The following is a 24,636-nucleotide window of genomic DNA, read 5'->3' on the forward strand; positions in this document are numbered from 1 at the left end:
ATCTCCCGGCGAGATCACCTTGGGGAGGCCCCCTCGGCGAGTCTCGAACGTGTTGGTACAACGGGAAAGGCGCGAGTGTAGGACAGCCGACCGACAAGACTGGGGCCATGAGATTCCGACCGGTGTCACCCGATGTGCTGGCCCGTGAGCTGACCGCGATGGTCGAGGCGCGCGAGCGTGCCGAGTGGACCCGGGTGATCTTGGACGGCGCCCCGCCCACCGGCCCCGGCGCCCTCGCCGACGAGGTCGGGGCGCGGCTGCGGGTGCTGGGCAGGCCGGTCCTTCGGGTGTCCGCGGGCGACTTCCTGCGCCCCGCGTCGCTGCGGTTCGAGCGGGGCAGGCAGGACGCCGACGCCCGGTACGACCTGTGGCTCGACGAGGGGGCGCTGCGCCGGGAGGTGCTGGCACCGCTGGGCCGCGGCGGATCCGGGCGGGTGCTGCCCGCCCGCTGGGACGCGGTCACCGACCGCGCCACCCGGGCCGACTACCTGGACCTCGCCCCGGGCGGCGTCCTGCTGCTCGACGGCGAGCTGCTCCTCGGCCGCGGCCTGCCGCACGAGGTGTCGGCGCACCTGTGGCTCTCCGCCCCCGCCCTCGCCAGGCGGCTGCCCGCCGAGGAGCACTGGGCCCTGCCCGCCTTCGCCCGCTACGACGCGCAGGTGCGGCCGCTGCACACCGCCGACGTCGGGGTCCGGGTGGACGACCCCCGCCACCCGGCGGTGCTCGACGACGCCCCGGTGTGAGCGGATGATCACCCAGGGCCAAGATCACCGTGTCACCGCCCGGCTTCCGGCGCGCTCACCGGGGCGACCGGGTAGCGTCCACGGGCGTGACGGATCCGGTTGATGCCCGCCTGCTCGGTGTGGTCGCCGAAATGGGCAGGGCAGCGGTGCACGAGGTCGCCGCGCGGCTGGGCATGGACCCCCGCGAGGTCGCCTCGCGCCTGGTCGCGCTCTCCGGCGCGGGCCTCCCGCTGCTCGTCGGCGTCGAGTGCGACCCCCACGGCCTGCGCGCGGCCCTGGCCAGGATGACCGGCCCGGTCGGCTACTACGGCCAACCCGCCCCCGGCGGCTACCAGCAGCAGCCCCCGCCCCAGCCCCAACCGGTACCGCTGCCGTTCTCCCCGCCGCCGCCGATGTACCACCACAGCGGCCCCGTCCGCACCGGCCCGCCCAGCACCCCGTTCCCAGTGCCCACCGGCCCCCCGAGCCAGCCCTTCCCGGTGGCCAGCGAGCCCATCAGCACCTGGGGCCCACCCCAAACCTCAACCTGGGCACGCGGCGACCAACCACCGTCGACCGGCGGGTCGATGGACCGCACCCAGCCCGCCACCCGCGTCATGGCCTCCCGCCAGGGCAAGGTCGGCGCCACCCTGGAGACCTCCGGCCTGGAGGGCGAACGCCTCGCCATCCAGCTGGTGGAGGTCGTCGACCCCGCCGACTACCTCTTCACCGCCGCCGGCTACCGCCTACAACCGGGCGAACGCTCGATCGTCGTGCACACCGAGCTCACCAACCGGGGATCAGTGCCGTTCGCGACTCTGCCCGACCTGTACCTGGTCCTGGTCACCCCGGACAACCAGCCGATCTCCAAGGCACCGGTCTCCCTGTCCTCCAGGCCCCCGCACCGCATCGGCGTGCAGCCCGGCGAGACGGCGGGCGGCCACACGGTCTACGTGGTCCCCGAGGACACCGTGATCACCAAGGTCAGCTGGAGCCCCCGCCCCGACGAGGAATCCCTGACCCTCACCTGGACAGTCGACACCTGATCAGCCGGAGAGCACCCGCCACGCACACGCAGAGGCTCCCCACCCGCAGACCCGTCACACCTGCGACCCCAGGCCCGGCCCACGCACGCACGCACGCACGCACGCACGCACGCACGCACGCACAAACCTATACACACGCAACGCCCCACTGGGCTAAACCCCAACCAGGCAACCCCACACGACTTCAGTCCCCAACCACCCCGCCAAGTGCTGGATTGGGTGAAACTGCTTTGTTTGGGGAGAAAAGAGGCGCTAGCCTAGTTCGGCGGTGGGTATCCCTTTCCCACCCGCTCTACCCACCGCGCCTCTTTTCTTAGGGGCCCCAAACAAAGCAGTTTCACCCAATCCAGCCCCCGGCGCAATCCAGCCGCACAGAACAAACAAGCAAACTCAGTAATCCGCCGCCAGCACGTCCAACGCCCCAGCCAAATCAGCCGGGTACTCGCTGAAGAACTCCACCCACTGCCCATCAGCAGGGTGGTGGAACCCCAACGACCGGGCGTGCAGCCACTGCCGCGACAGCCCCAGCCGCTTGGCCAACGCCGGGTCCGACCCGTAGGTCAGGTCCCCCACGCACGGGTGCCGCAACGCCGAGAAGTGCACCCGGATCTGGTGCGTCCGCCCGGTCTCCAGCTTCACGTCCAACAACGACGCGGCCCGGAACGCCTCGATCGTCGAATAGTGCGTGATGCTGGGTTTCCCGCCCGCGACCACAGCCCACCGGTAATCGTGCCGGGGGTGCCGGTCGATGGGCGCGTCGATCGTCCCCTCACTGGGATCAGGATGCCCCTGCACCAGTGCGTGATAGCGCTTCTCCACGGTCCGTTCCTTGAACGCCCGCTTCAGCACCGTGTAAGCGTGCTCGCTCTTGGCCACCACCATCACCCCGGTGGTGCCCACGTCCAGCCGGTGCACGACCCCTTGCCGCTCAGCAGCGCCCGAGGTCGAGATCCGCAGCCCCGCGGCGGCCAGCCCGCCGATCACCGTCGGACCGCTCCAGCCCGGGCTCGGGTGCGCGGCGACCCCGACCGGCTTGTCCACGACCACCACGTCGTCGTCCTGGAAGATGATCTCCAGGCCCTCCACCGCGACCGCCTTGAGCTCCACCGGCCGCTCCGGCTCGGGCAGCGTGACCTCCAGCCAGGAGCCCGCCAGCAGCCGGTCGGACTTGCCCGCGGGCCTGCCGTCGACCAGCACGCCGCCGGACTCGGTGATGGCGACGACGACCGTGCGAGACAGGCCGAGCAGCTTGGACAGGCCGGCGTCGACGCGCATGCCGTCGAGGCCGTCGGGTACGGGCAGTGTGCGGGACTCGCTCACTCGGCCACCTTCTTCTTCGTGGTCAGGGAGCCGTCGTAGTCGCGGCCGAGCAGGGCCATCAGCACGATCAGGACGCCGCCGACGGAGATCCCGGCGTCGGCGACGTTGAAGACCGGGAAGAAGTCGCCGTCGGGGGCGAACACCGAGACGAAGTCGACCACGTGGCCCTGGAAGACCGCCGGGGCGCGGAACACCCGGTCGGCCAGGTTGCCCAGCGCGCCCGCGAGCACCAGGCCCAGGCCCAGGGCCCAGCCGGTGGAGCGCAGCTTGGGCATGATCCACACGATGGCGACCACGACCCCGGTCGCGATGAGGGTGAACAGCCAGGTCATCCCGGTCGCCATCGAGAACGCGGCGCCCGGGTTGCGCACCAGCTGCAGGTAGACCGCGCCGCCGAGCAGCCGGACCGGCTCGTGGCCTTCCAGCGTGGCGGTCACGATGACCTTGGTGACCAGGTCGAGGGCGAACCACACCAGCGCGGTGACCAGCAGGATCGCTCCCCGGCGCTTCGGCGGTGCCGGGGCGGCTTGCTCGGCCACCACCTCCGGCTCGGTGTCGGTACCAGGATCGTCGCCGTGTTCCATGCTCACCGGGCCCATTGTCCACGCAGGCCCCGGCGGGTCGGTCAGCGCACCTCGCGCAGGAACGCGGGCAGCGGTCGCGGGTCGTTCACGGGCGCCCAGCGGCCGTCGACGAGCACGTACTCGGCACCCGGTCCGTCGGCGACCAGGCCGCGCAGCGCGCCGACCAGCCGGTCCACGTGCTCGGCCGTGGTGCCCAGGCCGACGCTGACCCGCAGCGCCCGCTGCTCGTGCGCGCCCACCCGGCCCAGCAGCCTGCGGGTGGCGATGTGCGCGCAGAAGGCGCCGTCGCGCACCCCGATGCCGTGCTCGGCGGAGAGCACCGCCGCGGCCAGGCCCGCGTCGATCCCGTCGATGGTGAAGCTGACGACCCCGACCCGGTCGCTGTCCGAGCCGAACAGGCTCAGCGAGCGCAGCCCGGGCACGGTGGCCAGCCCGGCGCGCAGCTTGCGCAGCAGCACCCGCTCGTGCGTGACGATCCCGTCCCAGTTGCGCGACAGCGTCTCGCAGGCCACTGCCAGCGCGTGCGCGCCGACGACGTTGGGCGAGCCGGCCTCGTGCCGCTCCGGCACCGCCGACCAGGCGACGCCGAGCCGGTCGCCCCAGTCCACGACCTGCGCGGTCGCCCCGCCGCCGACCAGGTAGGGCTCGGCCGCCTTGAGCCAGTCCGCGCGCCCGACCAGCGCGCCGCAGCCGAACGGGGCGTAGACCTTGTGCCCGGAGAGCACCACGTAGTCCACCCCCAGCGCGCCGATGTCGATCGGGCGGTGCGGGGCGAGCTGGGCGGCGTCGAGGACCACCCGGGCGCCGTGGGCGCGGGCGACCGCGGCCAGCCTGGCGACCGGCCACACCTCGCCGGTGACGTTGGAGGCGGCGGTCAGCACGACCAGCCGGGGCCCGGTGGGGCACTCGGCGAGCGCGTCGCCGAGCGCGACGACCGCGTCGCCCGGGCCGGCGGGGGTCTGGATCCGGCGCACCCGGGGGCCGCGCCAGGGCAGCAGGGCGGCGTGGTGCTCGGTGTCGAACAGCACCACCGATGTGTCCTTGGGCAGCGCCCTGGCCAGCAGGTTCAGGCTGTCGGTGGTGTTGCGGGTGAACACCACCGCGTCGGTGCCGCGGGCGCCGACGAAGCGGCGCAGCACGTGCCGGGCCTGCTCGTAGACCTTGGTGCTGACCTGGGAGGCGAACCCGGCGCCGCGGTGCACGCTGGCGTACCAGGGCAGCAGCTCGTCGACGGCGTCGCGCACGGTGTCCAGGCACGGCGCGCTGGCGGCGTGGTCGAGGTTGGCGTAGCCGGTCCGGGTCCCGTCCACCAGCGGCACGACCAGCCGGGCACCGGCGACGGTGGGCAGCAGCGGCTCCGGCAGCGGGGTGGCCTCGGTGCGGGCGGTGGGCACGGCGAGCGTCACGGCTGACCTCCAGGGTCCTGGGGACCCCGTGGGGCCCGCGCTTGCCCGTCCCGCACTGCGCGGGAGGACCAGGTCTTCACCCGGGGCACCCCACCGCGGAGGAGGGTTGCCGGCCAGCAAACCGGGGCTTGACGCTGGCACTCATGACCTACGGGATGAAAGTAGCGGACCCGCGCCCGGGGATCGAGCACCCGTCCGGGGGATGAGAGCAGCGTCACGCCCGGCCGGTCTCGCCCTTCCACTTCGCGTAGCGGCCCGCCCGGTCGACCGCGCGGATGCGGGTCTCGGTGGCCTCGCGCGCCTGCTGGGTGGCCACGATCAGCACCTGGTCGTTCTCCTGCAACCGGGTGGTGCCGACCGGGGTGAACGCGCCACCGGCCCGGGCCACCAGGCTCACCGTGGCACCCGGTGGCAGCCGCAGCTCGGAGAGGTAGACGCCGTGCAGCTTCGACCCGGGCGGGATGGCGACCTGCAGCAGCTCGGCGTCGAGCTCGTCGAGGGTGGCCACGTCGACCTCGACCTCCCTGGCCCGCGCGCCGGTCTCCAGGCCGAGCGCCTTGGCCAGCACGCCGAGGGTGCCGCCCTGCACCAGGGTCAGCACGATCACCAGCACGAACACCGCGTCGACGAGCCGCTGCGCGCCGGGCACGCCCTGCGAGAGCGGGATCATCGCCAGCACGATGGGCACCGCGCCGCGCAGCCCCGCCCAGGACAGGAAGACCTGTTCGCGCCAGGGGACGCGGAACGGCGCGGTGGACAGCCACACCGACAGCGGTCGGGCGACCAGCGTCACCACCGCGCCCGCGACCAGGCCGGGCACCAGCGCGTCGAGCAGCCGCGAGGGCGAGGCGAACAGTCCCAAGAGGACGAACAGGCCGATCTGGGCCAGCCAGCCCAGTCCCTCGGCGAAGGAGACCGTGTCCGAGCGGTGCGGCAGCCGGGAGTTGCCCAGCACCAGGGCGGCGAGGTAGGTGGCCAGCAGCCCGGAGGCGTGCGCGGCCTGCCCGCCCGCGAAGGCCAGCACGCACACCGCGACGGTGGCCAGCGGGTACAAACCGGTGGCGGGCAAGGCGGCCCGGCGCAGCGCGTGCGTGCCCAGCCACCCCAGCCCGAGCCCGATGAGCGCGCCCGCGGCCAACTCGTAGAGCACGGTCAGCGGCAGGCTCCAGGCGACCGGGTCGACCGAGGCCAGCACCACCACGGCGATGTAGCTGGGCGCGTCGTTCATGCCGCTCTCCAGCTCCAGGGAGCCGACCAGCTTGCGCGACACCGACAGCCCGCGCAGCACGCTGAACACCGCCGCGGCGTCGGTCGAGGCGAGCACCGCGCCCCACAGCAGGGCGTAGCGCCACTCGAAGCCCAGGATCCAGTGCAGCCCGGCGCCGGTGACCCCGATGGTCACCACGACGGCCACTGTGGACAGCACGATCCCGGGCAGCAGCGCGGCCTTGACCTCGTGCCACCGGGTGGTGAGCCCGCCCTCGGTGAGGATCAGCACCAGCGCGGCCAGGCCTAGCGCCTGGGTCAGCTCGGCGTTGGAGAACTGGATGCCCAGCCCCGCCTCGCCGATCAGCACACCGATCCCGAGGTAGAGCAGCAGCGAGGGCAGGCCCAGCCGGACCGAGACCCGCACCGCGAGCACGGACAGCAGCAGCACGGCCGCCCCGATCCCCAGCGCCATGGTCAGTCCGTCCACGCCACCTCCCCCGTCGTCCGCCCGGATAGCGAGCATTGTCCCTTGCCGAGCGGACCGCGGTCGCACCGGGAACCCCGGCGCGACCGGGATGGGACCACCGTCACGGTGCCGCGGCCAGCATTCTGTCCAATGTGGTCAGTGCGCCCGGCGGTTCCGGGTCGAGCTCGACCACCTTGTCCCGGCCGCGTTCCCCGGCCACGATCAGCACGTCCCGCCCGCGCACACCGAACGCCTCGGCGAGCGCGCGCCGGACCGCCTCGTTGGCCTTGCCCTCCACCGCGGGCGCGGCGACGGCGACCACGAGCGCGCCCGCGCCCCACCGCCCGCCCACGGCGGTCCGGCGCGCGCCGGGCTTGACCCGCACCGCGAACCGGAACGCCATCAGTGCTCCACCGGGTCGACCAGCAGCACGCGCAACACGTCGGCGACGTGCGCGCGCCGCGCGGCCGCGGAACGGGGCACCAGCTCGGGCGCCGCGCGGTGCAGCTGCCCCTGTCCAAGGTAGATCGAGTAAGCGGTCAACGCCCGTCGCCTGGACTGCGCGCGGGTGAACCCGAGCAGGCCGTACTGCGCCGCCAGGTAGTCGACCCGCCGCTCGCCCACCCGCGCCAGCACGGCGGCCACCAGCGGCTCCCCCGCCGAGGCGAGCAGTGCGAGCTCGACCTCCGGCGCCGACTCCGGGCGCCACACGGCCTCGAACAGCAGGCGCAACCGCTCACCCGGGTCCGCCCCGCGCTCGGCGAACTCGATCACGGCCCCGGCGTGCTCGCGCTCCCAGCGCAGCAGCGTCGCCTCGACGAGCGCGTCCCGGGTCGGGAAGTGCCAGTAGAGACTGCCTTTCGTGGCGCCCGCCCTGGCCGCCAGCGGTTCCACGGCCACCGCGGCGAGACCGCCCTCGGCCAGCGCCACGAGCGCGATGGCCGTCCAGTCGTCCCGGCCGCGCCTGCTCCCCACCACAGTTCCATACGCTAGCGTATGGAACTTCCATACGCTGTCGTATGGAGAGCGCTCACCGCGGCGAGTCCGAGTCGACCTTGACCGGTCTACCCGGACGGTCTGCGCATGCACCCGAACAGACCAGTCAGGACTGCTGCATCACCCGTAAGGACCTGGCCATTCGCCACAGAAAGTTGCACTACGCAATGGCTCGATCACCGGTCTAGCATGGGTCGACCGCAGCGCGCGGCGGTGTTCGACCTTCCGCCGGATCGCCCACCGAAGGAGGTTCCGGCTCGCTCCCGACCACACCGGCCGGGACCGCCGAGCGGGCAGCCACATGACCTCACACCGCTGGAGCGCCGACTCCTCGGACCGGTTGACCGCGCGCTCCTGGCGCACCGCGGCCGAGGCACGCACCAGGGCCCTCGACCGCGACATCCTCGCCGTCGCCGCGCTGGCCGCCCTCGCGGGTGGGTCCGCCGTGCTGCGCCTGGGCGCCGCCGACGCCCCCGCCCAGGCGGGCGAGGGCCGCAACGTGGCCCAGGCGTTCGCCGTGGACACCCTGGGCGGCCTGGTCGACTCCGTCGCCTCCCCGCTCGCCTGGCTGCAGGTCGGCGCCTACACCGCGGCGACCGAGGCCTACGAGCGGCACACCGCCGTGCTCGCCGCCGTTCGCGAGCCGATGGTCCTGGCGGCCGCCGGCACAGCCGTGCTGCTGTGGGTGCTCGCCCGGCGGATGGGCCTGTCCCGCACGACGGCCGCCGCCGCGGTCGCGATCACCGCCGTGTCCCCGATGGCGCTGGGCCTGCAACTGGGCGTGCGGCCGGAGAACGTGGCGATGCCCTGGGCCCTGGGCGCGCTGGCCCTGCTGTGGACACCGCGCAGGCACCGCAGGCTCGCCCCGGACCTGTGGGCGGTCACCTGCCTGGTGATCGCGGTGATCACCGCGCCGCTGACCATGGTGCTCGCGGTGACCGCGGCCTGGTTGGTCTGGCGGCGGCGGCGCAAGCGCCTGTCGCTCATGCTCGCCTGCCTGTTCACCCTGGGCGTGGGTATCGGCCTGGGCGCGGCGTCCGCGCTGAGCGGGATCCGGCTGGCCGCCGAGGGCCCGCCGTCGGCGCACTGGCTCGAGGTGGACCCGTTCCTGTGCGCGGTCGGCCTGGTCGCGGCGATCGCGGCGCTTGGCTCGTTCCGGCTGCGGCCGCTGGCCGCCGGGGTGCTGGCGCTGACCGCGGTGGCGGCGATCCCGAACGGACCGGGTACCGGAGCCCTCGTGCTGGCCGTGGCGCCCGCCGCGCTGGCGGTGGTCGGGACGGTGGAACGCGCGCTGGGTCACCGCGCGCGAGCGGGCAGGCACACCTGGGCGCGGCCGCTGCGGCTGCCCGTGGCGGTGGCGGCCCTGGTCATCGCCATCGTGGCCGTCCCGACCTGGTACGCCGGTGCCCGGGCGGCGGTCGCCGCCCGCACGGACCCGGCACCGCTGGCCCAGGCCCGGCTCTGGCTGCTCGCCAACCTGCCCACCGAACCGCTGGTGACCGACGGGATCAGCTGGGTGGAGCTCATCCGCGCGGGCCGGTCGGTCGCGGCCACCACCCGACCGGCCGACTGCGCCGACACCTGTTCGGCCCAGTCGTGGTTGCTGGTGACCCCGGCGATGCGGCCCGTCCTCGAGCGCAGGCCCGCGCTCGCCGCGGCCGCCGCCGCGGCGGAGACCGTGGCCGTGTTCGGCTCGGGCGCCGACCTGGTGGAGATCCACCGGCCCGCCGCGGCGGGCGCGGGCACCGTCGCCATGGACGAGCAGCGGGCCCGGTCGCGGGCCGGGGAGCGGATCGCCGACTCGGCGCGGATCGCCGCAGGCGGCGAGGTGCTCGACACGCTGCGCGCGGGGCGCACCGACCCGCGGCTGCTGGCAACGCTTTCCGCGCTCGGCTCGACCCGCCCGGTGCGCGTCGTGGCCCTGCCCGCGGTGCCGGGTGAGGACGCGGCGGGCCAGCCGCGCAGGCAGGCGCTGCTGGCCGCGGCGGGCGAGCAAGCCGAGCAGCTCGTGCTGTTCTTCACCGGCCAACGCGGGGTCTTCCGGCCGGAGTCGGTCACCAGCACCTCCGACGGCGTGCTCGTGCGCTACCCGGCAGGCTCACCGGCGGGCCTGCTCACCCCGTTCGACACCCCCTGAAGTCGTTGTCCACCAAGCATTCCCGATCTGGAAGGACCCGGATGCGCCTGCGCTACCCCCTCGGCGCCGCGGTGGCCCTGCTCGCCGCCCTGACGCCCACGGCCGCCGCCCAGCCCGCCCCCGGCGCCGACCTGGGCTGGGTCCGGCTCGGCCACCTCTCCCCCAAGGCACCGCCGGTCGACATCTACCTGGCCGCTTTCGGTGGCCCGGAACAGGTTGTGGTGCGCAAGGCGGGCTACGGCGCGGTGACGCCGTACTCGGCGCTCAAGCCCGGCGCCTACACCGTGGCGATGCGCCCCGCCGACGCCGGACCGGAGACCCCGCCCGCGCTGAGCGCCACCGTGGAGATCGCCCGCGGCACCGCCTACTCGCTGCTGGTCTTCGCCACCGGCCCCGACGGCGCGCTGCGCGGGGACCTGGTGATCGACGACCTGACCGCGCCCGCCCCCGGCACCGGGCGGCTGCGCGTCGTGCAGGGCGCGACCGCCGAGGTGACCGCCGAGGTCGGCACGGGGCCCGCGCTGGCCGACGGCGCCGCGTACGGCATGACCACGCCCTACGCCCAACTGGCCCAGGGCCGGTACCCGCTGCGCCTGCGCGGCGGCTCAGCCGACAGCGTGGCCGCCAGCGTGGCCGAGGTGGACGTCCGGCCGGGCACCTCGACGACCCTGCTGGTCACCGAGTCCGGCGGCGCGCTCACCGCCAAGCCGTTGACCGACAGCGCGGGCCCGGCGACCACGCCGCTGCTCGGCGTGGAGACCGGCGGCGGGGGCACCGCGCCCGACAACTCCCCGACCTGGCTGCTCGGCGTGCTCCCGGTGGCCGCGCTCGCCGCGTGGGCACTGGGCAGGCGAGTTGCGTAGCCGCATCCCCCTCACGTTGCTCGTGTGCGCCCTCACCGCGTGCACGACACCGGAAACCATTGCACCGCAAGCACAACAGCCCACCCTCGCGGGGCCGCGCCCGATCCCGGTGTCGACCGTGCGCCCGGTCGGGCTCAGCGTGGCGGCGATCGGCGTCGAGGAGTCCGAACTGGTCCCGCTCGGACTGGGCGGGGCGGGCGAGCTGCTCCCACCCGCGGACTACGCCCGCGCCGGGTGGTACGCCGACGGCCCGGTGCCCGGCGACCCCGGGCCGGCCGTGCTGGCCGGGCACGTGGACTCCAAGGCCGGGCCCGCGGTGTTCTTCCGGCTCGGCGACCTGCGGCCCGGCGACCGGATCGTGGTGCGGCGCTCGGACGGTGCCGACGCGGTCTTCGCCGTCGACACCGTCCAGCGCCACCCGAAGGACGCCTTCCCCACCGGGGCCGTCTACGGCCCGGTCCCCGGCGCGGCCCTCCGGTTGATCACCTGCGGCGGTTCGTTCGACCGCCGTCGATCGTCCTATCGGGACAATGTGGTCGTCTTCGCCTCGGCGCTGCCCGGTTAGCCCAGGGCGCCGAGGAACTTCCCGGTCACCCCCACCGCGGGCGCGGCCGCGCCCGCGTCCTCCACCAGCACCGCGAACGCCACGTCGCCGCGGTACCCCGCGAACCAGCCGTGCGCGGTGGAGCCGTCACCGAACTGCGCCGTGCCGGTCTTGCCCGCCACCGCCCCGTACTGGCGCAGCGCCTCGCCGCGGCCCGCCGTGACCACCTCGCGCATCATCGTGCGCAGCGCGGTGGTGGTCGCGCCGGACGGCCCCTGGTACCCGACCTTCACCGTCGTGCGCACGTCGGTGAACAGCCCCGGGGTCACGGCCGACCCCTTGGCCACCGTGGCGGCCATCAGCGCCAGCCCGAACGGGCTCACCTGCACCGTACCCTGTCCGATGCTGTTCTCCACCTGGGCCGGGACCCCCGCCGCGGCGTCCACCCGGCCGGTCTCGGTGGTCAGGCCGGGGATCTCGAAGTCCGCCGCGAGCCCGAACTGCGCGGCCGCCCTGGGCAGTGCGTCCAGTGGCAGCCCGGCGGCCAACGCGGCGAAGGTCGTGTTGCAGGACTTGGCGAACGCCGTGCGCAGCGGCACCGGCCCCAGCTCGAAGTCCGCGTTGCGGATCGTCCGGGTGCCGATCACCTGCGAACCCGGGCACGGCAGCACGGTGTCGACCCCCGCTGTGCCCGCGCCCAGGACAGCGGCGGCGGTGACGACCTTGAACGTCGACCCGGGCGGGTAGAGCCCGTTGAGCGCCTTGGGCGCCGTGCCTGCCGCGCTGTTCTGCGCGACAGCCAAGATCCCGCCGGTCGAGGGCTGGATGGCGACCAGGTAGGCGGGCGCGGACACGGTGTCGACCGCCGCCTGGGCCGCTGCCTGCGTGCGCACGCTCAGCGTCGACTTCTTCGGCTCCACCGACACCGGCGCACCGACGGTCCCGAACAGGTTCTCCACCTCCTTGCCCGCCGCGTCCACCAGTGCGACGCGGTTCGTTCCCGCCCCCTCGTCCTGCGCGGCGCCGGTGGCGTTACCGCGCAGCGCGGGCATCAGCAGCGGCGCGAAGGCCGGGTCTACCGCCTTCGGGCCGCCTGCCTGCCAGGTCAGCACGGGTTTGCCGTCCCGGTCGACCACCGCGTTCACCGCACCCCGCGGCACCGGGGCGAGCAGGGCCAACTGCCTGCCCTCGACGAGCTTCGGGTGCACCGCGGTCGGTGCCCACCTGACCCGCCACCGCGTGTCCTTCTTGACCAGGGTGACCACGCTCGCGTACTCCCAGACCCCGCCGGAGGCCAACTGCCAGTCGTACTTGAGCTGCAGCGTCGCCTCGGTGGCGGTCTCGGTGGCGGGCGGCGCGGACACCACCAGCGAACTCGGCTGCAGCGTGGTGTCCGCCTTGGTCAGCTGGGCCTCGGCGGCCACCGGGTCGTCGGTCAGCTGGGCCGCCGTCCGGTAGCGGCGGGCGGACAGCGCCGAGACGAACTCCGTGCCCACCTGGCCCGCGGTGCGGGTCGGTGTCACGGCCGTGGAGCCGGTCGCCGCGGCAGGCCGCGGCGGGTCGCCGGGCAGCAGCACGTACACCGCCAGCCCCAGGCAGACGACGACGGCCAAGCCCCCCAACGACAAGATCCAGCGCTTGCGTGTTGTGGACACGCCTTACCCCCAGAACCATCCCCAGTGCGCGGCGATCGCGCTTCGAACACCATGCCAGGGAACGGCTTCCCGCAACCAGACCGATCGCGGAAAGCCGCAGCCCCGACACAGCTCCGTTACGCCTTGCGCACATCCACCCGCACGGTCAGACCGTCGCCGACGGTGCCCTCGGACGCGCTCGCCGCCCCGTAGGCCACCGCGTCGGCCAGGGTCTCCCCCGCCAGGAAGGCCTCGTACGCCTGGATCGCCTCGACGACCTCGGCGGGCGCGTCGACGGTGATCAGCACCCGGTCGGAGACGTCGAGCCGGGCGTCCCGCCGGGCCTGCTGCACGACCCGCACCAGGTCACGGGCCACGCCCTCGGCCGCCAGCTCCGGGGTGACCTCGGTGTCGAGGACCACCAGCCCGGAACTGCCCGGCAGCTCCGCGGTGGCACCGGCGTCGGTGGCCACCAGGCGCCGCTCGTACTCGCCGTCGAGCAGCTCGATGCCCGCCGCCACGACCGCGCCGGAATCAGTGGTCGACCACTCGCCCGCCTTGACCGAGCGGATCACCTTCTGCACGTCCGCGCCCAGCCGCGGCCCGCAGGCGCGGGCGTTGACAGCCAGCTCGAAATGCCCGTGCGCGGCGACGTCGGTGGTCAGCTCGACCGCCTTGACGTTCACCTCGTCGCGGATCAGGTCGCTGAACGGCGCCAGCACGGCCGAGTCCTCAGCCGCGACGAGCAGCCGCGCCAGCGGCAGCCGCACCCGCAGCTTGTTCGCCTTGCGCAGCGCGAGCGCCGCCGAGCACACCTGGCGCACCCGGTCCATGCCCGCGACGAGCGCGTCGTCGGCGGGCAGCGAGTCGACGTCCGGCCAGTCGGCCAGGTGCACCGAGCGGCCGCCGGTGAGCCCGCGCCAGACCACCTCGGTCGTCAGCGGCAGCAGCGGCGCGGTCAGCCGGGCCACGATCTCCAGCACGGTGTGCAGGGTGTCGATCGCGTCGGTGTCCCCCGCCCAGAACCGGTCCCGCGAGCGGCGGACGTACCAGTTGGTCAGCACCTCCAGGTACTCGCGCGCCGTCTGACACGCCCCGGAGATGTCGTAGGAGTCCAGCGCGCCGGTCATCGACTGCACGAGCTGGCGGGTCTTGGCCAGCACGTACCGGTCTAGCACGTGCGTGGAATCCGTGCGCCACGTGCCTTCCTTGCCCTCTGCGTTGGCGTAGAGGGCAAGGAAGTAGTACGAGTTCCACAGCGGCAGCACCGACTGGCGCACCGCGTCGCGGATCCCGCGCTCGGTGACCACCAGGTCGCCACCGCGCAGGATGGGGCTGGCCATCAGGAACCAGCGCATGGCGTCGGAGCCGTCGCGGTCGAAGACCTCGTTGACGTCCGGGTAGTTCTTGCGCGACTTGGACATCTTCTGCCCGTCGTCGCCCAAGACGATCCCGTGCGCGGCGCAGTTGAGGAACGCGGGCCGGTCGAACAGCGCGGTCGCCAGCACGTGCATCGTGTAGAACCAGCCGCGGGTCTGGCCGTTGTACTCGACGATGAAGTCGCCCGGGTAGTGGTCCTCGAACCACTCGCGGTTCTCGAACGGGTAGTGCACCTGGGCGAAGGACATCGCGCCGGACTCGAACCAGCAGTCCAGCACCTCCGGCACCCGGCGCATGGTCGAGGCCCCGGTCGGGTCGTCCGGGTTGGGCCGGGTGAGCTCGTCGATCGAGGGCCGGTGCAGGTCGGTCGGGCGCACGCCGAAGTCGCGCTCCAGCTCGTCGAGCGAGCCGTAGACGTCCACCCGCGGGTGGTCCGGGTCGTCGGAGACCCACACCGGGATCGGCGAGCCCCAGAACCGGTTGCGCGAGATGTTCCAGTCCCGCGCGTTCTCCAGCCACTTGCCGAACTGGCCGTCCTTGATGTGCCCGGGCACCCAGTTGATCTGCTGGTTCAGCTCGACCATCCGGTCCTTGAACGTGCTGACCGCGACGAACCAGGACGACACCGCCCGCTGGATCAGCGGGTTGTCGCAGCGCCAGCAGTGCGGGTACGGGTGCACGTAGGTCTCGTGCCGCAGCAGCAGGCCAGCGTCCTTGAGGTCGCGGATGATCTGCTTGTTGGCCTCGAAGACGTGCGTGCCCGCGTACGGCGGGACCTCGGCGGTGAACCGGCCGTGCGGGTCGACCGGGACCACGACCTCGATGCCCGCGGCGTCGGTGACGGCCTTGTCCTCCTCACCGAAGGCGGGCGCGATGTGCACGACACCGGTGCCGTCCTCGGTGGTGACGTAGTCGGCGGCGAGCACCTGGTGGGCGTTGGTACGCCCCACGAAGAAGTCGAACGGCGGCGTGTAGCGGGTGCCGATCAGGTCGCTTCCCTTGTACCGCCCGACAACCGGCACGTCCTCGCCCAGCTCGCGGGCGTACGCGCCGACCCGCGCCTCGGCGAGCAGGTAGCGCTGGCCGCCGGACTCGACCACCACGTAGTCCACGTCCGGGTGCACGGCGGCGGCGAGGTTGGACGGCAGCGTCCACGGCGTGGTCGTCCACACAAGTGCCCGCACACCGTCCAGCTCGGTGCCCGGCGCGGTCAGCGGCAGCCCCACCGTGACGGCCGGGTCCTGCCGGTCGCGGTAGGTGTCGTCCATCTTGGTCTCGGTGTTCGACAGCGGCGTCTCACACCGCCAGCAGTACCAGAGCACCCGGAAGCCCTCGTAGACCAAGCCCTTGTCGTGCAAGGACTTGAAGGCCCACATGACCGACTCCATGTAGTCCAGGTCGAGGGTCTTGTAGTCGTTGTCGAAGTCCACCCAGCGGGCCTGCCGGGTCACGTAGGCGCGCCACTGGTCGGCGTAGCGCAGCACCGAGGTGCGGCAGACCTCGTTGAACTTCTCGATCCCGAAGGTCTCGATGTCGCTCTTGGACGAGAACCCGAGCTGCTTCTCCGCCTCCACCTCGGCGGGCAGGCCGTGGGTGTCCCAGCCGAACCGCCGCTCCACCCGGTGCCCGCGCATCGTCTGGTAGCGCGGCACCAGGTCCTTGACGTAGCCGGTGAGCAGGTGGCCGTAGTGCGGCAGGCCGTTGGCGAACGGCGGGCCGTCGTAGAAGACGTACTCGTTGGCGCCGTTGTCGCCCGCCGGCCGGGCGTCCACAGAGGCCTGGAACGTCCGGTCGGCCGCCCAGTGGTCCAGGACGGCGGTCTCGAGCTGGGGGAAGGACGGCTGGGCGGGCACGGTCGGCTCGCCGGTGAACGCCCTGGGGTAGCCCATGGGTGGTACTCCTCGTACGGATCGGTCGGACCCACACGGGGACGACGATCGACGGCTTTCCGTTGCCGCCGCGCGCCGCGGTACCACCCCGCTTGCCACCGGAACTCCGGTGACCTCTCTCGGCCGGCTGTGACGGGCCGGTCCCGTCCGGTTCTACTGGGGCTCGCGCCTGTTCCTCCGGAGGCTCCCCGGTGATGGCCGGATCAGCGCCTGTACGACGAGTTTAACCCGGTGTGGCAAACCGGTTCTCAGCCGCCCGGTCCGCCGCGACCCTGATCAGCAGGTAGAGCACCGCGGCGTTGAGCACGTGCCAGGCGAAATGCGTGCCCAGCGGGAACGCCGCGCACACCCGGCTGTCGACCGTGCGCAGGGTCAGCGACACCGCGAACAGCCCGGCGGTCCCCGCGAACCACAGCGCGTACCGCCGCTCCCGGCGCACCGCCGTGATCACCGCCAGCGCCACCATGCCCAGCAGAGCCGGGAAGTAGGCGCCACCGAGGCGGACCACCAGACCGGTCAGCGCGGCGAAGGCCACGAACAGCGGCGCCCCCAGCCACGCCCACCGCCACCGCAGCCCGAGGAACAGCCGGGGAAAGATCACCACATAGGTGAGCATGAAGGCGATGATCGGTGCGGTGTCGAACACGGCCGCCCACCGGGTGGCGACGGTATGGAAGACGAAGCTGCCCAGGCCGATCGCCACGAGCAGCACGACGAGCGCGCCTACGCAGCGCGGAGCGCCCCGCCGGACGACGTAGCGGTAGGCGAAGAACGCCGCCACCAGGAAGGCGAGGTTGGTCAGCGCGTTGACGGGCTCGGACCAGAACTCCGGCCCGGTGCGCTCGCAGTACCCGTCGACCGGCATGTCGCCCACCCTGACCCTCAGTCGTGTACGGCCGGTGTCGGCTCGGCGAACATCGAGGGCCGGAAGGTCCGCCACACGCACGCGGTCAGCACGACCATCGCCACCCCGGCCGCCCAGAACGGCGCGGTGACCCCGAAGCCGCGGGCGACGAACCCGCCGACCAGCGAGCCGATCGCCGCGCCGCCGCTGATCAACAACGCGTAGACGCCGCCGACCCGCCCGCGCAACCGGTCGGGCACCGCACGCTGCCGCGCCGAGACCAGCACCACACCGAACACCGCGCCGTGCAGCCCGAATACCGCGAAGATCGTCCCCGCCACCCACGGGCTGTGCGTCAGCGCCAGGCCGAAGTGGGTGGCCGTCTCGATGAGCAGCCCGATCCGGACCAGCAGGCTGTCGCCGAACCGCCGCTGCAACGGCGCCGCCACCACGCTGCCAAGCAGCCCGCCGACCGCGGTCGAGGCGATCAGCAGGCCGAACGCCGCGTCCGGCAGCCCGAGCTGCTCGCGCGCGTAGAGCACCAGGACCGCCAAGGCGCCCATCAGCGCGATGTTCATCAGGCACAGCGACACCGCCATCGCCCGCAGCAGCCGGTGCGACCACGCCCAGCGCAGGCCCTCGACGATCTCGGTGCGGATCGCCACCCGGGCATGCTCGGTGCGCGGCCGCGGCCGGTAGCGCACGGTCGCCATCAGCAACGCCCCGATGACGAACAGGCCCGCGTTGACGCCGAACGGCACCGCCGCGGCGAGCACGAACAGCGCCGCGCCGACCGGCGGCGCGACGAACATGTTCCCGACCACCACGACCGCGGTGAGCCTGCCGTTCGCCTTGGGCAGCGCGTCCGGGGCGACGATCGCGGGCACCAGCGCGCTGCTCGCGCTGTCGGCCACCGTCTCGGCCGTGCCGATGAGGAAGAACGCCGTGTACACCAGCGGGATCGTCACGTTCCCGGTCGCCACGGCCACCGCGGGGCCACCGATCACCACGGCGCGCAGCAGGTCGGCGGTGATGATCAACCTGCGCCGGTCGACCCGGTCGACCAGGACGCCGCTGAGGATGGCGAACAGCAGCCACGGCAACTGCTGGACGAACGCGGCACCGCCGATGGCGGCCGGGTCGTCGGTCAGGCTCGCGACCAGCAGCGGCCCGGCGGCCAGGGTGATGCCGTCACACAGGTTGGTGACGGCCGAGGCCGACCAGAGCCGGGCGAAGTCGGGCCCCAGCTTCGGCGTGGCAGGGATGGCTGTGCGGGTTGTCACAGCTCCCAGCATGCCCACATCACGGGACACCCGGGTCGCGCGCTGCCGTCAGCTGAAGATCATGTGGTTTCCGGGCGCGGCTGCCGGGCGCCCCGACCCTCGCGGTGCCGCGCGGCCAACACCGCGTCGGGACCGCAGAACGCGCACGGCGTGAAGCCCAACTGGCGCGCCTCGGCGACCGGCAGCGTGATCGTCGGCCTGCCGCCCACCCAGGCGCACCGGGGCAGGTGGTAACGCGGACGCTCGTCGAGCACCCGGACGTCCACCCGCAGGTCGGAGATCACCAGCAGGTCGGCGGCGTCGGTCGCCTCCTCGGGCGGCTCCCGGTCGGGGTCGTCGACCCCGATGGGCGCCTCGGCCTCCGCGTGCGCGGGGGCCGTGGGCACCTCGACCGGTACCGGCGGCCGAGCCTCGACGTAGTCGTCGGCCCGGTACTCGTCGACCGGCGGCAGCACCACCGAGGACTCCGAAGAGCCAGCGGTGTTCGCGATACCCACCGGCTCGGCCACCTCAGTGGCACCGGCCTCGGCCGGTGCCCGTCGGCGGTTGCCGATCCAGTCGACGACCAGGATCCCGGCGGCCACCAGCGAGACGGCGACCGAGATCCACGCCCACAGCGTGTTGGCCGTGGTGAGCGCGGCGACCAGCAGCCCGAGGGCGCCGAGCACCAGCAACAGGACGATGAACAGCACCGGGTGCCCCGTGACGGGCTCAGGTGGCCCGGCGAGGCGCTAGCCGCCCCGCCGAGACCCCGTGAGCCGTCAGCCCGCCTCGGCCCGGGGGCCGAACGAGTAGCCGCTCTGCTGCCCGGCCCGGCCCTCGGTCGTCGGCGCCGCGGAACCGCGGTCGCCGAGCTCGCGCAGGCTGGACTCCAGGAACGTCTTGAGCCGGGTGCGGTACTCACGCTCGAAGGTCCGCAGCTCGTCGATCTTCTTCTCCAGCGTGGTGCGCTCCGCCTGCACCGCGCCGATGATCTCGGTGTGCTGCCGCTGGGCGTCGCGCTCCAGCGTGGTGGCCTTCTCGCGCGCCTGCCGCTCCAGCGTCTCCGCCCGGGTCCGCGCGTCGTTCAGCATGGTCTCGGCCCGGGTGCGGGCCTCGTTGACCATGGTGTCGGACTTCGCGCGCGCCTCGGACAGCAGCTGCTCGGACTTGGTCCGCGCCTCGGCGAGCATCCCGTCCGCCTCGGCCTTGGCCTCACCGGTGAGCCGGTCGGCCATCTCCTGGGCGAGCCCGAGGACCTTGGCGGCCTGCACGTGGTGATCACCGCCGCCACCGGGGCTGGTCTGCTCCAACGAGCTCGGCGGCGGAACGGGCTGCAAGCGGCGCGGCGGCTCCTCGACCTGGCGCGCGGGTGCCACAGCGGCACCCGAGCGCGCGTCGTCGAGGTCGGCGCGAGCCGACTCGAGCTGCGCGTCGAGCTGCTCGACCTGCGCGCGCAGGTCGTTGTTCTCCTCGATCAGGCGGGAGAGCTCCACCTCGACCAAGTCGAGGAACGCGTCCACCTCGTCCTCGTTGTAGCCCCGCTTGCCAATGGGAGGCTTGCTGAACGCGACGTTGTGCACGTCAGCGGGGGTCAACGACATCTGATCACCTCACGCACTCCAGGGCTGCAGGCACCCAGGTTTCCCCGTCACCTGGGATACGCCAGTCGCATCAGAATGAATACGACCAACAGCAGCACCATAATCGATAGGTCCAGGCCCACGCCTCCGATCCGGATCGTCGGGATGAGCCGACGAACAAGACGTACCGGAGGATCGGTCACTGTGTAGATGGTCTCCAGCGTTACCGCAACCCCACCCGCCGGACGCCACTCCCGGGCGAACGTGCGGACGAGCTCCACCACGACGCGCGCGGTGAGCAACAGCCAGAAGGCGAACAACACCCAATAGACGGCGAGTAGCACTGGTTCCACAGCTCAACTCTGCCATCACCTAGCTTCGGGTGGTGTACCCGCCCTCCGCCAACCGCCGCTTGTCCTCCGCGGTGGGGTCGGCGTTGGGGGGTGAGATCAAGAACACCTTGTTCGTGACCTTGTCCATCGAGCCGCGCAGGGCGAAGACGAGCCCGGCGGCGAAGTCGACCAGCCGCTTGGCGTCGGCGTCGGCCAACTCGGTCAAATTCATGATCACCGGGCGGCCGTCCCGGTAGTGCTCGCCGATCGTGCGCGCCTCGCTGTAACTGGTCGGGTGCAGCGTGATCACCCGACCGAGCGGGTAGCCGGTGCTGACCGGCTGGTCGATCGGGCGGTGCCGGGGCGCCGGGTCACGGCGGGGGTCCATCGCGAGGGCTCCATGGGTCTGTGCGTCGGGGCCCGCCGCCGGTGCCGACCACGCCGGGCGTGGCCTGCGCTCGGCGGGCTCGTAGTCCTCGTCGAACTCCCCGCCGCCGCCGTGCTCGGCCCGTTGGCCGAACCACCGCCTGCGCGCGGGGTAGTCGTCGAACTCGTCGTCGGCCGCGTACTCCGGTCGGCGGTCGTAACCGCGGCGGTCGTAGTCGTCGGCCTCGTACTCGTCGAGCTCGTCGGCCGGGACCATCCCGAAGTAGGCCTTCAGCTTCTGCAGCGTACTCATGGCGTTCCTCCGCGACTCCCCGGCAAGGTCCAACGTGCGTCGACTACCACGTCAGCGCACGTCCCAACCCCCGCTCCCGGGGATCTTGCTACCCGGAACCTCTCTTTGCTATGGGGAGGCTAGCTTCCGGCTCCCGAGCAAGGCGGTTCCGACACGCACGCACGTCGACCCGTAGTCGATGGCGACTTCCAGATCGTTACTCATGCCGCAGGAGAGCTCCACAGCCGTCGGATGACCAGCTCGGACCCGTCGCGCGGCACCCGACAAACGATCGAACGCCGCCCGGGGTTCCATGCCCAGCGGCGCCACGGCCATGATCCCGCGGAGGCGAAGATCACCCGAACGAATTACCTCGTCGGCGAGCGCCGGGAGGTCCTCGAGCGGGCAGCCGCCGCGGGCCGGGTCGCCGTCGACGCTGGCCTGCAGCAGCACGTCCAACGCCCCGGCGCGCTCCCCCGCGGCGATCGCCGCCGCCGTGGCGCGACCCAGCGCCTCGGCCAGCCGGGCGGAGTCGACCGACTGGACCTCGGCGGCCCAGCGCACGACCGAGCGGGCCTTGTTGCGCTGCAGCCGCCCGACCATGTGCCAGCGCGGCGCCACCGCGGGGCGCAGCCCGGCCACCGCCTCGGCCTTGGGCCCGGCCTCCTGCTCGCGGTTCTCGGCGAGGTCGAGCACACCGAGGTCGGTGAGCACGGCGGCGTCCTCGGCCGGGAAGGTCTTGGTGACCGCCAGCAGCCGCACCTCGTCGACCGACCGACCCGCCGAGGCGCAGGCGGCGGCGATCCGGGCGCGCACGTCGGCGAGGTTGGCCGCGATCTCGGCGGCGCGGTCGGTCACGAGACCGGACCCCGCTCCGGCTCCACCCAGGTGACCGCGGCCAATCGCCCAGTGGTCCCCTCCCTGCGGTGACTGAACAGCGTGGGCTCCTCGTTCGTGCACCGCGGGTCGAGCCCGATCCGCGCCACCCCGGCGTCGGCGAGCTGGCGCCACAGGCCCGCGCGCAGATCGATCCCCGGGGTGCCCTTGCGGGTCCGGCACGCGCTGCCGGGCAGGTGCCGCTCCACGTCGGTCTGCATGTCCTGCGGGACCTCGTAGCAGTCGCCGCACACCGACGGGCCCAGCAGCACCTCGACCCGGCGCACGTCGGCGCCCGCCTCGACCATGGCCGCCAGGGCCGCGGGGACCACCCCCACCCGCGCGCCGACCCGGCCCGCGTGCACGGCACCGACCACCCCGGCCTCCGGGTCGGCCAGCAGCACCGGCACGCAGTCGGCCACCAGCACCACGAGCGCGAGCCCGGGCTCGGCGGTCACCAGCGCGTCGGTGGCCTCCACCGGCCCCGCGACCGGTCCGTCGACCACGCCGACCGTGCGGCCGTGCACCTGCTCCATCCACACCAGGCGGTCGGCCGGGAGCCCCAGCTCACCGGCCAGCCGGGTGCGGTTGGCGGCCACCGCGGCGGGGGCGTCCCCGACGTGGTCGCCCAGGTTGAACGAGGCGTAGGGCGGCTCCGAGGCGCCGCCCTCACGTGTGGTGACCACCCGGCGAATCCGCACCCGTAACTCCTCCACCCTCCGGCGAGCCCGGCGGGCCCGCTGCTAGACCACGACAGCGAACCCCGGCGGGGGAACGCCGGGGTTCGCGGGAGCCACAGGTCGGGGAACTACCTGCGCATGAACGGGGGGACGTCGACCTCGTCGTCGGGGTCCTCGGTCACCGGGACGGCGCGCCCGGGCAGGCTGCCCTGGCTGGCGCGCACGTTGGGCAGCGGCTGCGCGGCGGCGTGCGCGGGCTGCTGGTGGGTCTGGGTCTGCTGGACCGGCGCGGTCGCGGGCGGGTAGCCGCTCGAGCGGTAGCCCGTCTGCGCCTGCTGGCCCTGCTGCTGCGACTGGTCCGGCTGCTGCCCGTAGGAGTTCTGCTGCGGGAAGCTCGTCTCGCGCTGCTGCGGCGGGGCCTGCTCCTGGCGCTGCTCCTGCACCGGCGGCTGGGTCTGGGTGCCGGTCCCGCCGACCTGGCCCGCGGCGCCGGTCGCGGTGGCGCCGGTGGCCGCGCGGGAGCCGAAGCCGGTGGGGTCGAGCTTCTTGTGCGTCGGGCCGCCGCTGTCGAACCCGGCGGCGATCACCGTCACCCGCACCTCGTCGCCGAGCGAGTCGTCGATGACCGTGCCGAAGATGATGTTGGCCTCCGGGTGCGCGGACTCCTGCACCAGCGAGGCGGACTCGTTGATCTCGAACAGGCCGAGGTCGGAGCCGCCCGCGATGGCCAGCAGCACGCCGTGCGCACCGTCCATCGAGGCCTCCAGCAGCGGCGAGTTGATCGCCTTCTCGGCCGCCTGCACCGCCCGGCCCTCACCGCGCGCGGAGCCGATGCCCATCAGCGCGCTGCCCGCGCCGGACATGACGCTCTTGACGTCGGCGAAGTCGAGGTTGATCAGACCGGGGGTGGTGATCAGGTCGGTGATGCCCTGCACGCCGGAGAGCAGCACCTCGTCGGCCGAGCGGAAGGCGTCCATCAGGCTCACGCCGACGTCGCCGAGCTGCAGCAGCCGGTCGTTGGGGATCACGATGAGCGTGTCGCACTCGTTGCGCAGCGCCTGGATGCCGTCCTCGGCCTGCTTCGCGCGGCGCTTGCCCTCGAAGGAGAACGGGCGGGTCACCACGCCGATGGTCAGCGCGCCGAGCTTGCGGGCGATCGAGGCCACCACCGGCGCGCCGCCGGTGCCGGTGCCGCCGCCCTCGCCCGCGGTCACGAACACCATGTCGGCGCCCTTGATGACCTCTTCGATCTCCTCGCGGTGGTCCTCGGCGGCGCGGTGGCCGACCTCCGGGTTGGCGCCGGCGCCCAGACCCCGGGTCAGCTCGCGGCCGATGTCGAGCTTGACGTCGGCGTCGGACATCAGCAGCGCCTGCGCGTCGGTGTTCACCGCGATGAACTCGACGCCCTTGAGGCCGACCTCGATCATCCGGTTGACGGCGTTCACGCCGCCGCCACCGATGCCGACGACCTTGATCACGGCGAGGTAGTTGTGCGGGGGCGTCATCGAAGCCGCCTTCCTTTCGTGGTCCTTGCGTGTGCCCGATCCGGGAGAACCCTCAACCTCAACCAGAGAGTGAGAATTATGTCAACCCCGGACCTGCAAGGAAGGTAGGCACAGGACAGGCCGCGATCCAGCCGCCACGCCGTGCGGGGCGCCGGTTGTTGGTCACCGACCGCGCTCACTCGCCGGTGGTGCCGTCCAGCAGCTCGCGGATCACGTCGAGGTGCCCGGCGTGCCTGCCGGTCTCCTCGATCATGTGCAGCAGCACCCAGCGCAGGTTGAGCCGCTTGTCGCCGCGGAAGGCGACCGTGTCGTCGAGCCCCAGGCCCGCGGCGATCACCCGGCTGCGCTCGCACTGCTCGGCGTAGTCGGCCAAGAGCTGGTCGAGGGTCAGCTCGGCGGCGATCTCGAACTCGCCGTCGGGGTGCTCGGCGTTGTAGGGCGCGCGGTCGGGGTTGCCCGCGAGCACCACGTCGAACCAGTACGCCTCGACCCAGCGCAGGTGCGAGAGCAGGCCCGCCACCGTCATCAGCGGCGAGGGCAGCACCGGGCGGTGGGCGTCCTGTTCGGACAGGCCCGCCGACTTGAGCGCGATGGTGCCGCGCAGGAAGTCGAGGAACGCGCTGGTCTGCTCGAGCTGGCCACCGTCGAACGGCGGGTCCACCCGGGTGCTGGTGTCGGTCATGGCGCGGAGTGTGGCCCA

Annotated in this window: 23 protein-coding genes and 1 riboswitch; of the genes, 5 read left to right on the top strand and 18 right to left on the bottom strand. The window is 73.1% G+C overall.

The window, feature by feature from the left end; genetic code table 11:
- Positions 1-107: 107 nt before the first annotated feature.
- Positions 108-743, top strand: a complete 636-nt coding sequence (locus QSK30_RS28390; RefSeq protein ID WP_285507425.1) for a nucleoside/nucleotide kinase family protein — start codon at positions 108-110, stop codon at positions 741-743.
- 86 nt (positions 744-829) lie between these two features.
- Complete coding sequence (locus tag QSK30_RS28395) at positions 830-1,768, top strand: Lrp/AsnC family transcriptional regulator (protein WP_285507426.1); 939 nt, start codon at positions 830-832, stop codon at positions 1,766-1,768.
- A gap of 390 nt (positions 1,769-2,158) precedes the next feature.
- Here the strand turns inward: QSK30_RS28395 and QSK30_RS28400 are convergent, their stop codons facing one another.
- From QSK30_RS28400 to QSK30_RS28425, 6 genes are all read right to left on the bottom strand, one after another.
- Positions 2,159-3,043, bottom strand: a complete 885-nt coding sequence (locus QSK30_RS28400; RefSeq protein ID WP_285507478.1) for an RluA family pseudouridine synthase — start codon at positions 3,041-3,043, stop codon at positions 2,159-2,161.
- A 41-nt stretch (positions 3,044-3,084) separates the two neighbouring features.
- On the bottom strand, positions 3,085-3,672 hold the full coding sequence (gene lspA / locus QSK30_RS28405) for a signal peptidase II (protein WP_285507479.1): 588 nt from the start codon (positions 3,670-3,672) through the stop codon (positions 3,085-3,087).
- A 41-nt stretch (positions 3,673-3,713) separates the two neighbouring features.
- Positions 3,714-5,078, bottom strand: coding sequence for an aminotransferase class V-fold PLP-dependent enzyme (locus tag QSK30_RS28410; RefSeq protein ID WP_285507428.1), 1,365 nt, complete (start codon positions 5,076-5,078; stop codon positions 3,714-3,716).
- A 32-nt stretch (positions 5,079-5,110) separates the two neighbouring features.
- Positions 5,111-5,227, bottom strand: a riboswitch (SAM riboswitch).
- Between the two features lie 65 nt (positions 5,228-5,292).
- Positions 5,293-6,759 carry a potassium/proton antiporter gene (locus tag QSK30_RS28415; RefSeq protein WP_502871898.1) on the bottom strand — a complete coding sequence of 489 codons (1,467 nt, stop codon included), beginning with the start codon at positions 6,757-6,759 and terminating at the stop codon, positions 5,293-5,295.
- Positions 6,760-6,874: 115 nt separating this feature from the next.
- Positions 6,875-7,156, bottom strand: coding sequence for a DUF167 domain-containing protein (locus QSK30_RS28420; RefSeq protein WP_285507431.1), 282 nt, complete (start codon positions 7,154-7,156; stop codon positions 6,875-6,877).
- On the bottom strand, positions 7,156-7,728 hold the full coding sequence (locus QSK30_RS28425) for a TetR/AcrR family transcriptional regulator (RefSeq protein ID WP_285507433.1): 573 nt from the start codon (positions 7,726-7,728) through the stop codon (positions 7,156-7,158). Before QSK30_RS28425 ends, QSK30_RS28420 begins: the two co-directional genes overlap by 1 nt.
- Before the next feature lie 322 nt (positions 7,729-8,050).
- Between QSK30_RS28425 and QSK30_RS28430 the strand changes: the two genes are divergently transcribed.
- From QSK30_RS28430 to QSK30_RS28440, 3 genes are all read left to right on the top strand, one after another.
- Positions 8,051-9,886: a glycosyltransferase family protein gene (locus tag QSK30_RS28430; RefSeq protein ID WP_285507435.1), complete on the top strand. Its 1,836-nt coding sequence runs from the start codon at positions 8,051-8,053 to the stop codon at positions 9,884-9,886.
- A gap of 41 nt (positions 9,887-9,927) precedes the next feature.
- On the top strand, positions 9,928-10,749 hold the full coding sequence (locus QSK30_RS28435; protein ID WP_285507436.1) for a DUF4397 domain-containing protein: 822 nt from the start codon (positions 9,928-9,930) through the stop codon (positions 10,747-10,749).
- Between the two features lie 118 nt (positions 10,750-10,867).
- Positions 10,868-11,314, top strand: a complete 447-nt coding sequence (locus QSK30_RS28440; RefSeq protein WP_285507437.1) for a class F sortase — start codon at positions 10,868-10,870, stop codon at positions 11,312-11,314.
- Here the strand turns inward: QSK30_RS28440 and QSK30_RS28445 are convergent.
- The 12 genes from QSK30_RS28445 to QSK30_RS28500 all read right to left on the bottom strand — a co-directional run bounded on the left by QSK30_RS28445 (position 11,311) and on the right by QSK30_RS28500 (position 24,618).
- On the bottom strand, positions 11,311-12,948 hold the full coding sequence (locus QSK30_RS28445; protein ID WP_285507438.1) for a penicillin-binding transpeptidase domain-containing protein: 1,638 nt from the start codon (positions 12,946-12,948) through the stop codon (positions 11,311-11,313). The genes QSK30_RS28440 and QSK30_RS28445 overlap by 4 nt on opposite strands.
- Positions 12,949-13,064: 116 nt before the next feature.
- A complete protein-coding gene (gene ileS / locus QSK30_RS28450; RefSeq protein WP_285507440.1) occupies positions 13,065-16,196 on the bottom strand; it encodes an isoleucine--tRNA ligase in 3,132 nt (1,043 codons plus the stop codon).
- Positions 16,197-16,419: 223 nt separating this feature from the next.
- Positions 16,420-17,061, bottom strand: coding sequence for a ceramidase domain-containing protein (locus QSK30_RS28455; protein ID WP_285507441.1), 642 nt, complete (start codon positions 17,059-17,061; stop codon positions 16,420-16,422).
- Positions 17,062-17,078: 17 nt separating this feature from the next.
- Complete coding sequence (locus QSK30_RS28460) at positions 17,079-18,323, bottom strand: MFS transporter (RefSeq protein ID WP_285507442.1); 1,245 nt, start codon at positions 18,321-18,323, stop codon at positions 17,079-17,081.
- Between the two features lie 59 nt (positions 18,324-18,382).
- Positions 18,383-19,015: a hypothetical protein gene (locus tag QSK30_RS28465; protein WP_285507443.1), complete on the bottom strand. Its 633-nt coding sequence runs from the start codon at positions 19,013-19,015 to the stop codon at positions 18,383-18,385.
- A 69-nt stretch (positions 19,016-19,084) separates the two neighbouring features.
- A complete protein-coding gene (wag31, locus tag QSK30_RS28470) occupies positions 19,085-19,906 on the bottom strand; it encodes a DivIVA-like cell division protein Wag31 (RefSeq protein ID WP_285507445.1) in 822 nt (273 codons plus the stop codon).
- Between the two features lie 47 nt (positions 19,907-19,953).
- Positions 19,954-20,229 (bottom strand): YggT family protein, encoded by a 276-nt coding sequence (locus QSK30_RS28475; RefSeq protein WP_026316595.1) that lies wholly within the window; start codon positions 20,227-20,229, stop codon positions 19,954-19,956.
- A 28-nt stretch (positions 20,230-20,257) separates the two neighbouring features.
- On the bottom strand, positions 20,258-20,896 hold the full coding sequence (locus QSK30_RS28480) for a cell division protein SepF (protein WP_285507446.1): 639 nt from the start codon (positions 20,894-20,896) through the stop codon (positions 20,258-20,260).
- Between the two features lie 108 nt (positions 20,897-21,004).
- Positions 21,005-21,733 (bottom strand): YggS family pyridoxal phosphate-dependent enzyme, encoded by a 729-nt coding sequence (locus QSK30_RS28485; RefSeq protein WP_285507447.1) that lies wholly within the window; start codon positions 21,731-21,733, stop codon positions 21,005-21,007.
- Positions 21,730-22,452 carry a peptidoglycan editing factor PgeF gene (gene pgeF, locus QSK30_RS28490; RefSeq protein WP_285507449.1) on the bottom strand — a complete coding sequence of 241 codons (723 nt, stop codon included), beginning with the start codon at positions 22,450-22,452 and terminating at the stop codon, positions 21,730-21,732. Before pgeF ends, QSK30_RS28485 begins: the two co-directional genes overlap by 4 nt.
- Before the next feature lie 107 nt (positions 22,453-22,559).
- On the bottom strand, positions 22,560-23,936 hold the full coding sequence (gene ftsZ / locus QSK30_RS28495; protein ID WP_285507451.1) for a cell division protein FtsZ: 1,377 nt from the start codon (positions 23,934-23,936) through the stop codon (positions 22,560-22,562).
- 175 nt (positions 23,937-24,111) lie between these two features.
- Entirely contained in the window at positions 24,112-24,618 is a 507-nt protein-coding gene (locus tag QSK30_RS28500; RefSeq protein ID WP_285507453.1) for a DinB family protein, read from the bottom strand.
- Positions 24,619-24,636: the final 18 nt, after the last annotated feature.

The organism is Actinokineospora sp. NBRC 105648 (assembly GCF_030269645.1).
Lineage (GTDB): Bacteria > Actinomycetota > Actinomycetes > Mycobacteriales > Pseudonocardiaceae > Actinokineospora.

Excerpts from the sequence above, each read along its gene's own strand:
- QSK30_RS28390 (WP_285507425.1), top strand. The coding sequence starts at position 108 with ATGAGATTCCGACCGGTGTCACCCGATGTGCTGGCCCGTGAGCTGACC.
- QSK30_RS28400 (WP_285507478.1), bottom strand. The coding sequence starts at position 3,043 with ATGCGCGTCGACGCCGGCCTGTCCAAGCTGCTCGGCCTGTCTCGCACG.
- lspA (WP_285507479.1), bottom strand. The coding sequence starts at position 3,672 with ATGGAACACGGCGACGATCCTGGTACCGACACCGAGCCGGAGGTGGTG.
- QSK30_RS28415 (WP_502871898.1), bottom strand. The coding sequence starts at position 6,759 with ATGGCGCTGGGGATCGGGGCGGCCGTGCTGCTGCTGTCCGTGCTCGCG.
- QSK30_RS28420 (WP_285507431.1), bottom strand. The coding sequence starts at position 7,156 with ATGGCGTTCCGGTTCGCGGTGCGGGTCAAGCCCGGCGCGCGCCGGACC.
- QSK30_RS28430 (WP_285507435.1), top strand. The coding sequence starts at position 8,051 with ATGACCTCACACCGCTGGAGCGCCGACTCCTCGGACCGGTTGACCGCG.
- QSK30_RS28435 (WP_285507436.1), top strand. The coding sequence starts at position 9,928 with ATGCGCCTGCGCTACCCCCTCGGCGCCGCGGTGGCCCTGCTCGCCGCC.
- ileS (WP_285507440.1), bottom strand. The coding sequence starts at position 16,196 with ATGGGCTACCCCAGGGCGTTCACCGGCGAGCCGACCGTGCCCGCCCAG.
- QSK30_RS28455 (WP_285507441.1), bottom strand. The coding sequence starts at position 17,061 with ATGCCGGTCGACGGGTACTGCGAGCGCACCGGGCCGGAGTTCTGGTCC.
- wag31 (WP_285507445.1), bottom strand. The coding sequence starts at position 19,906 with ATGTCGTTGACCCCCGCTGACGTGCACAACGTCGCGTTCAGCAAGCCT.
- QSK30_RS28480 (WP_285507446.1), bottom strand. The coding sequence starts at position 20,896 with ATGAGTACGCTGCAGAAGCTGAAGGCCTACTTCGGGATGGTCCCGGCC.
- ftsZ (WP_285507451.1), bottom strand. The coding sequence starts at position 23,936 with ATGACGCCCCCGCACAACTACCTCGCCGTGATCAAGGTCGTCGGCATC.
- QSK30_RS28500 (WP_285507453.1), bottom strand. The coding sequence starts at position 24,618 with ATGACCGACACCAGCACCCGGGTGGACCCGCCGTTCGACGGTGGCCAG.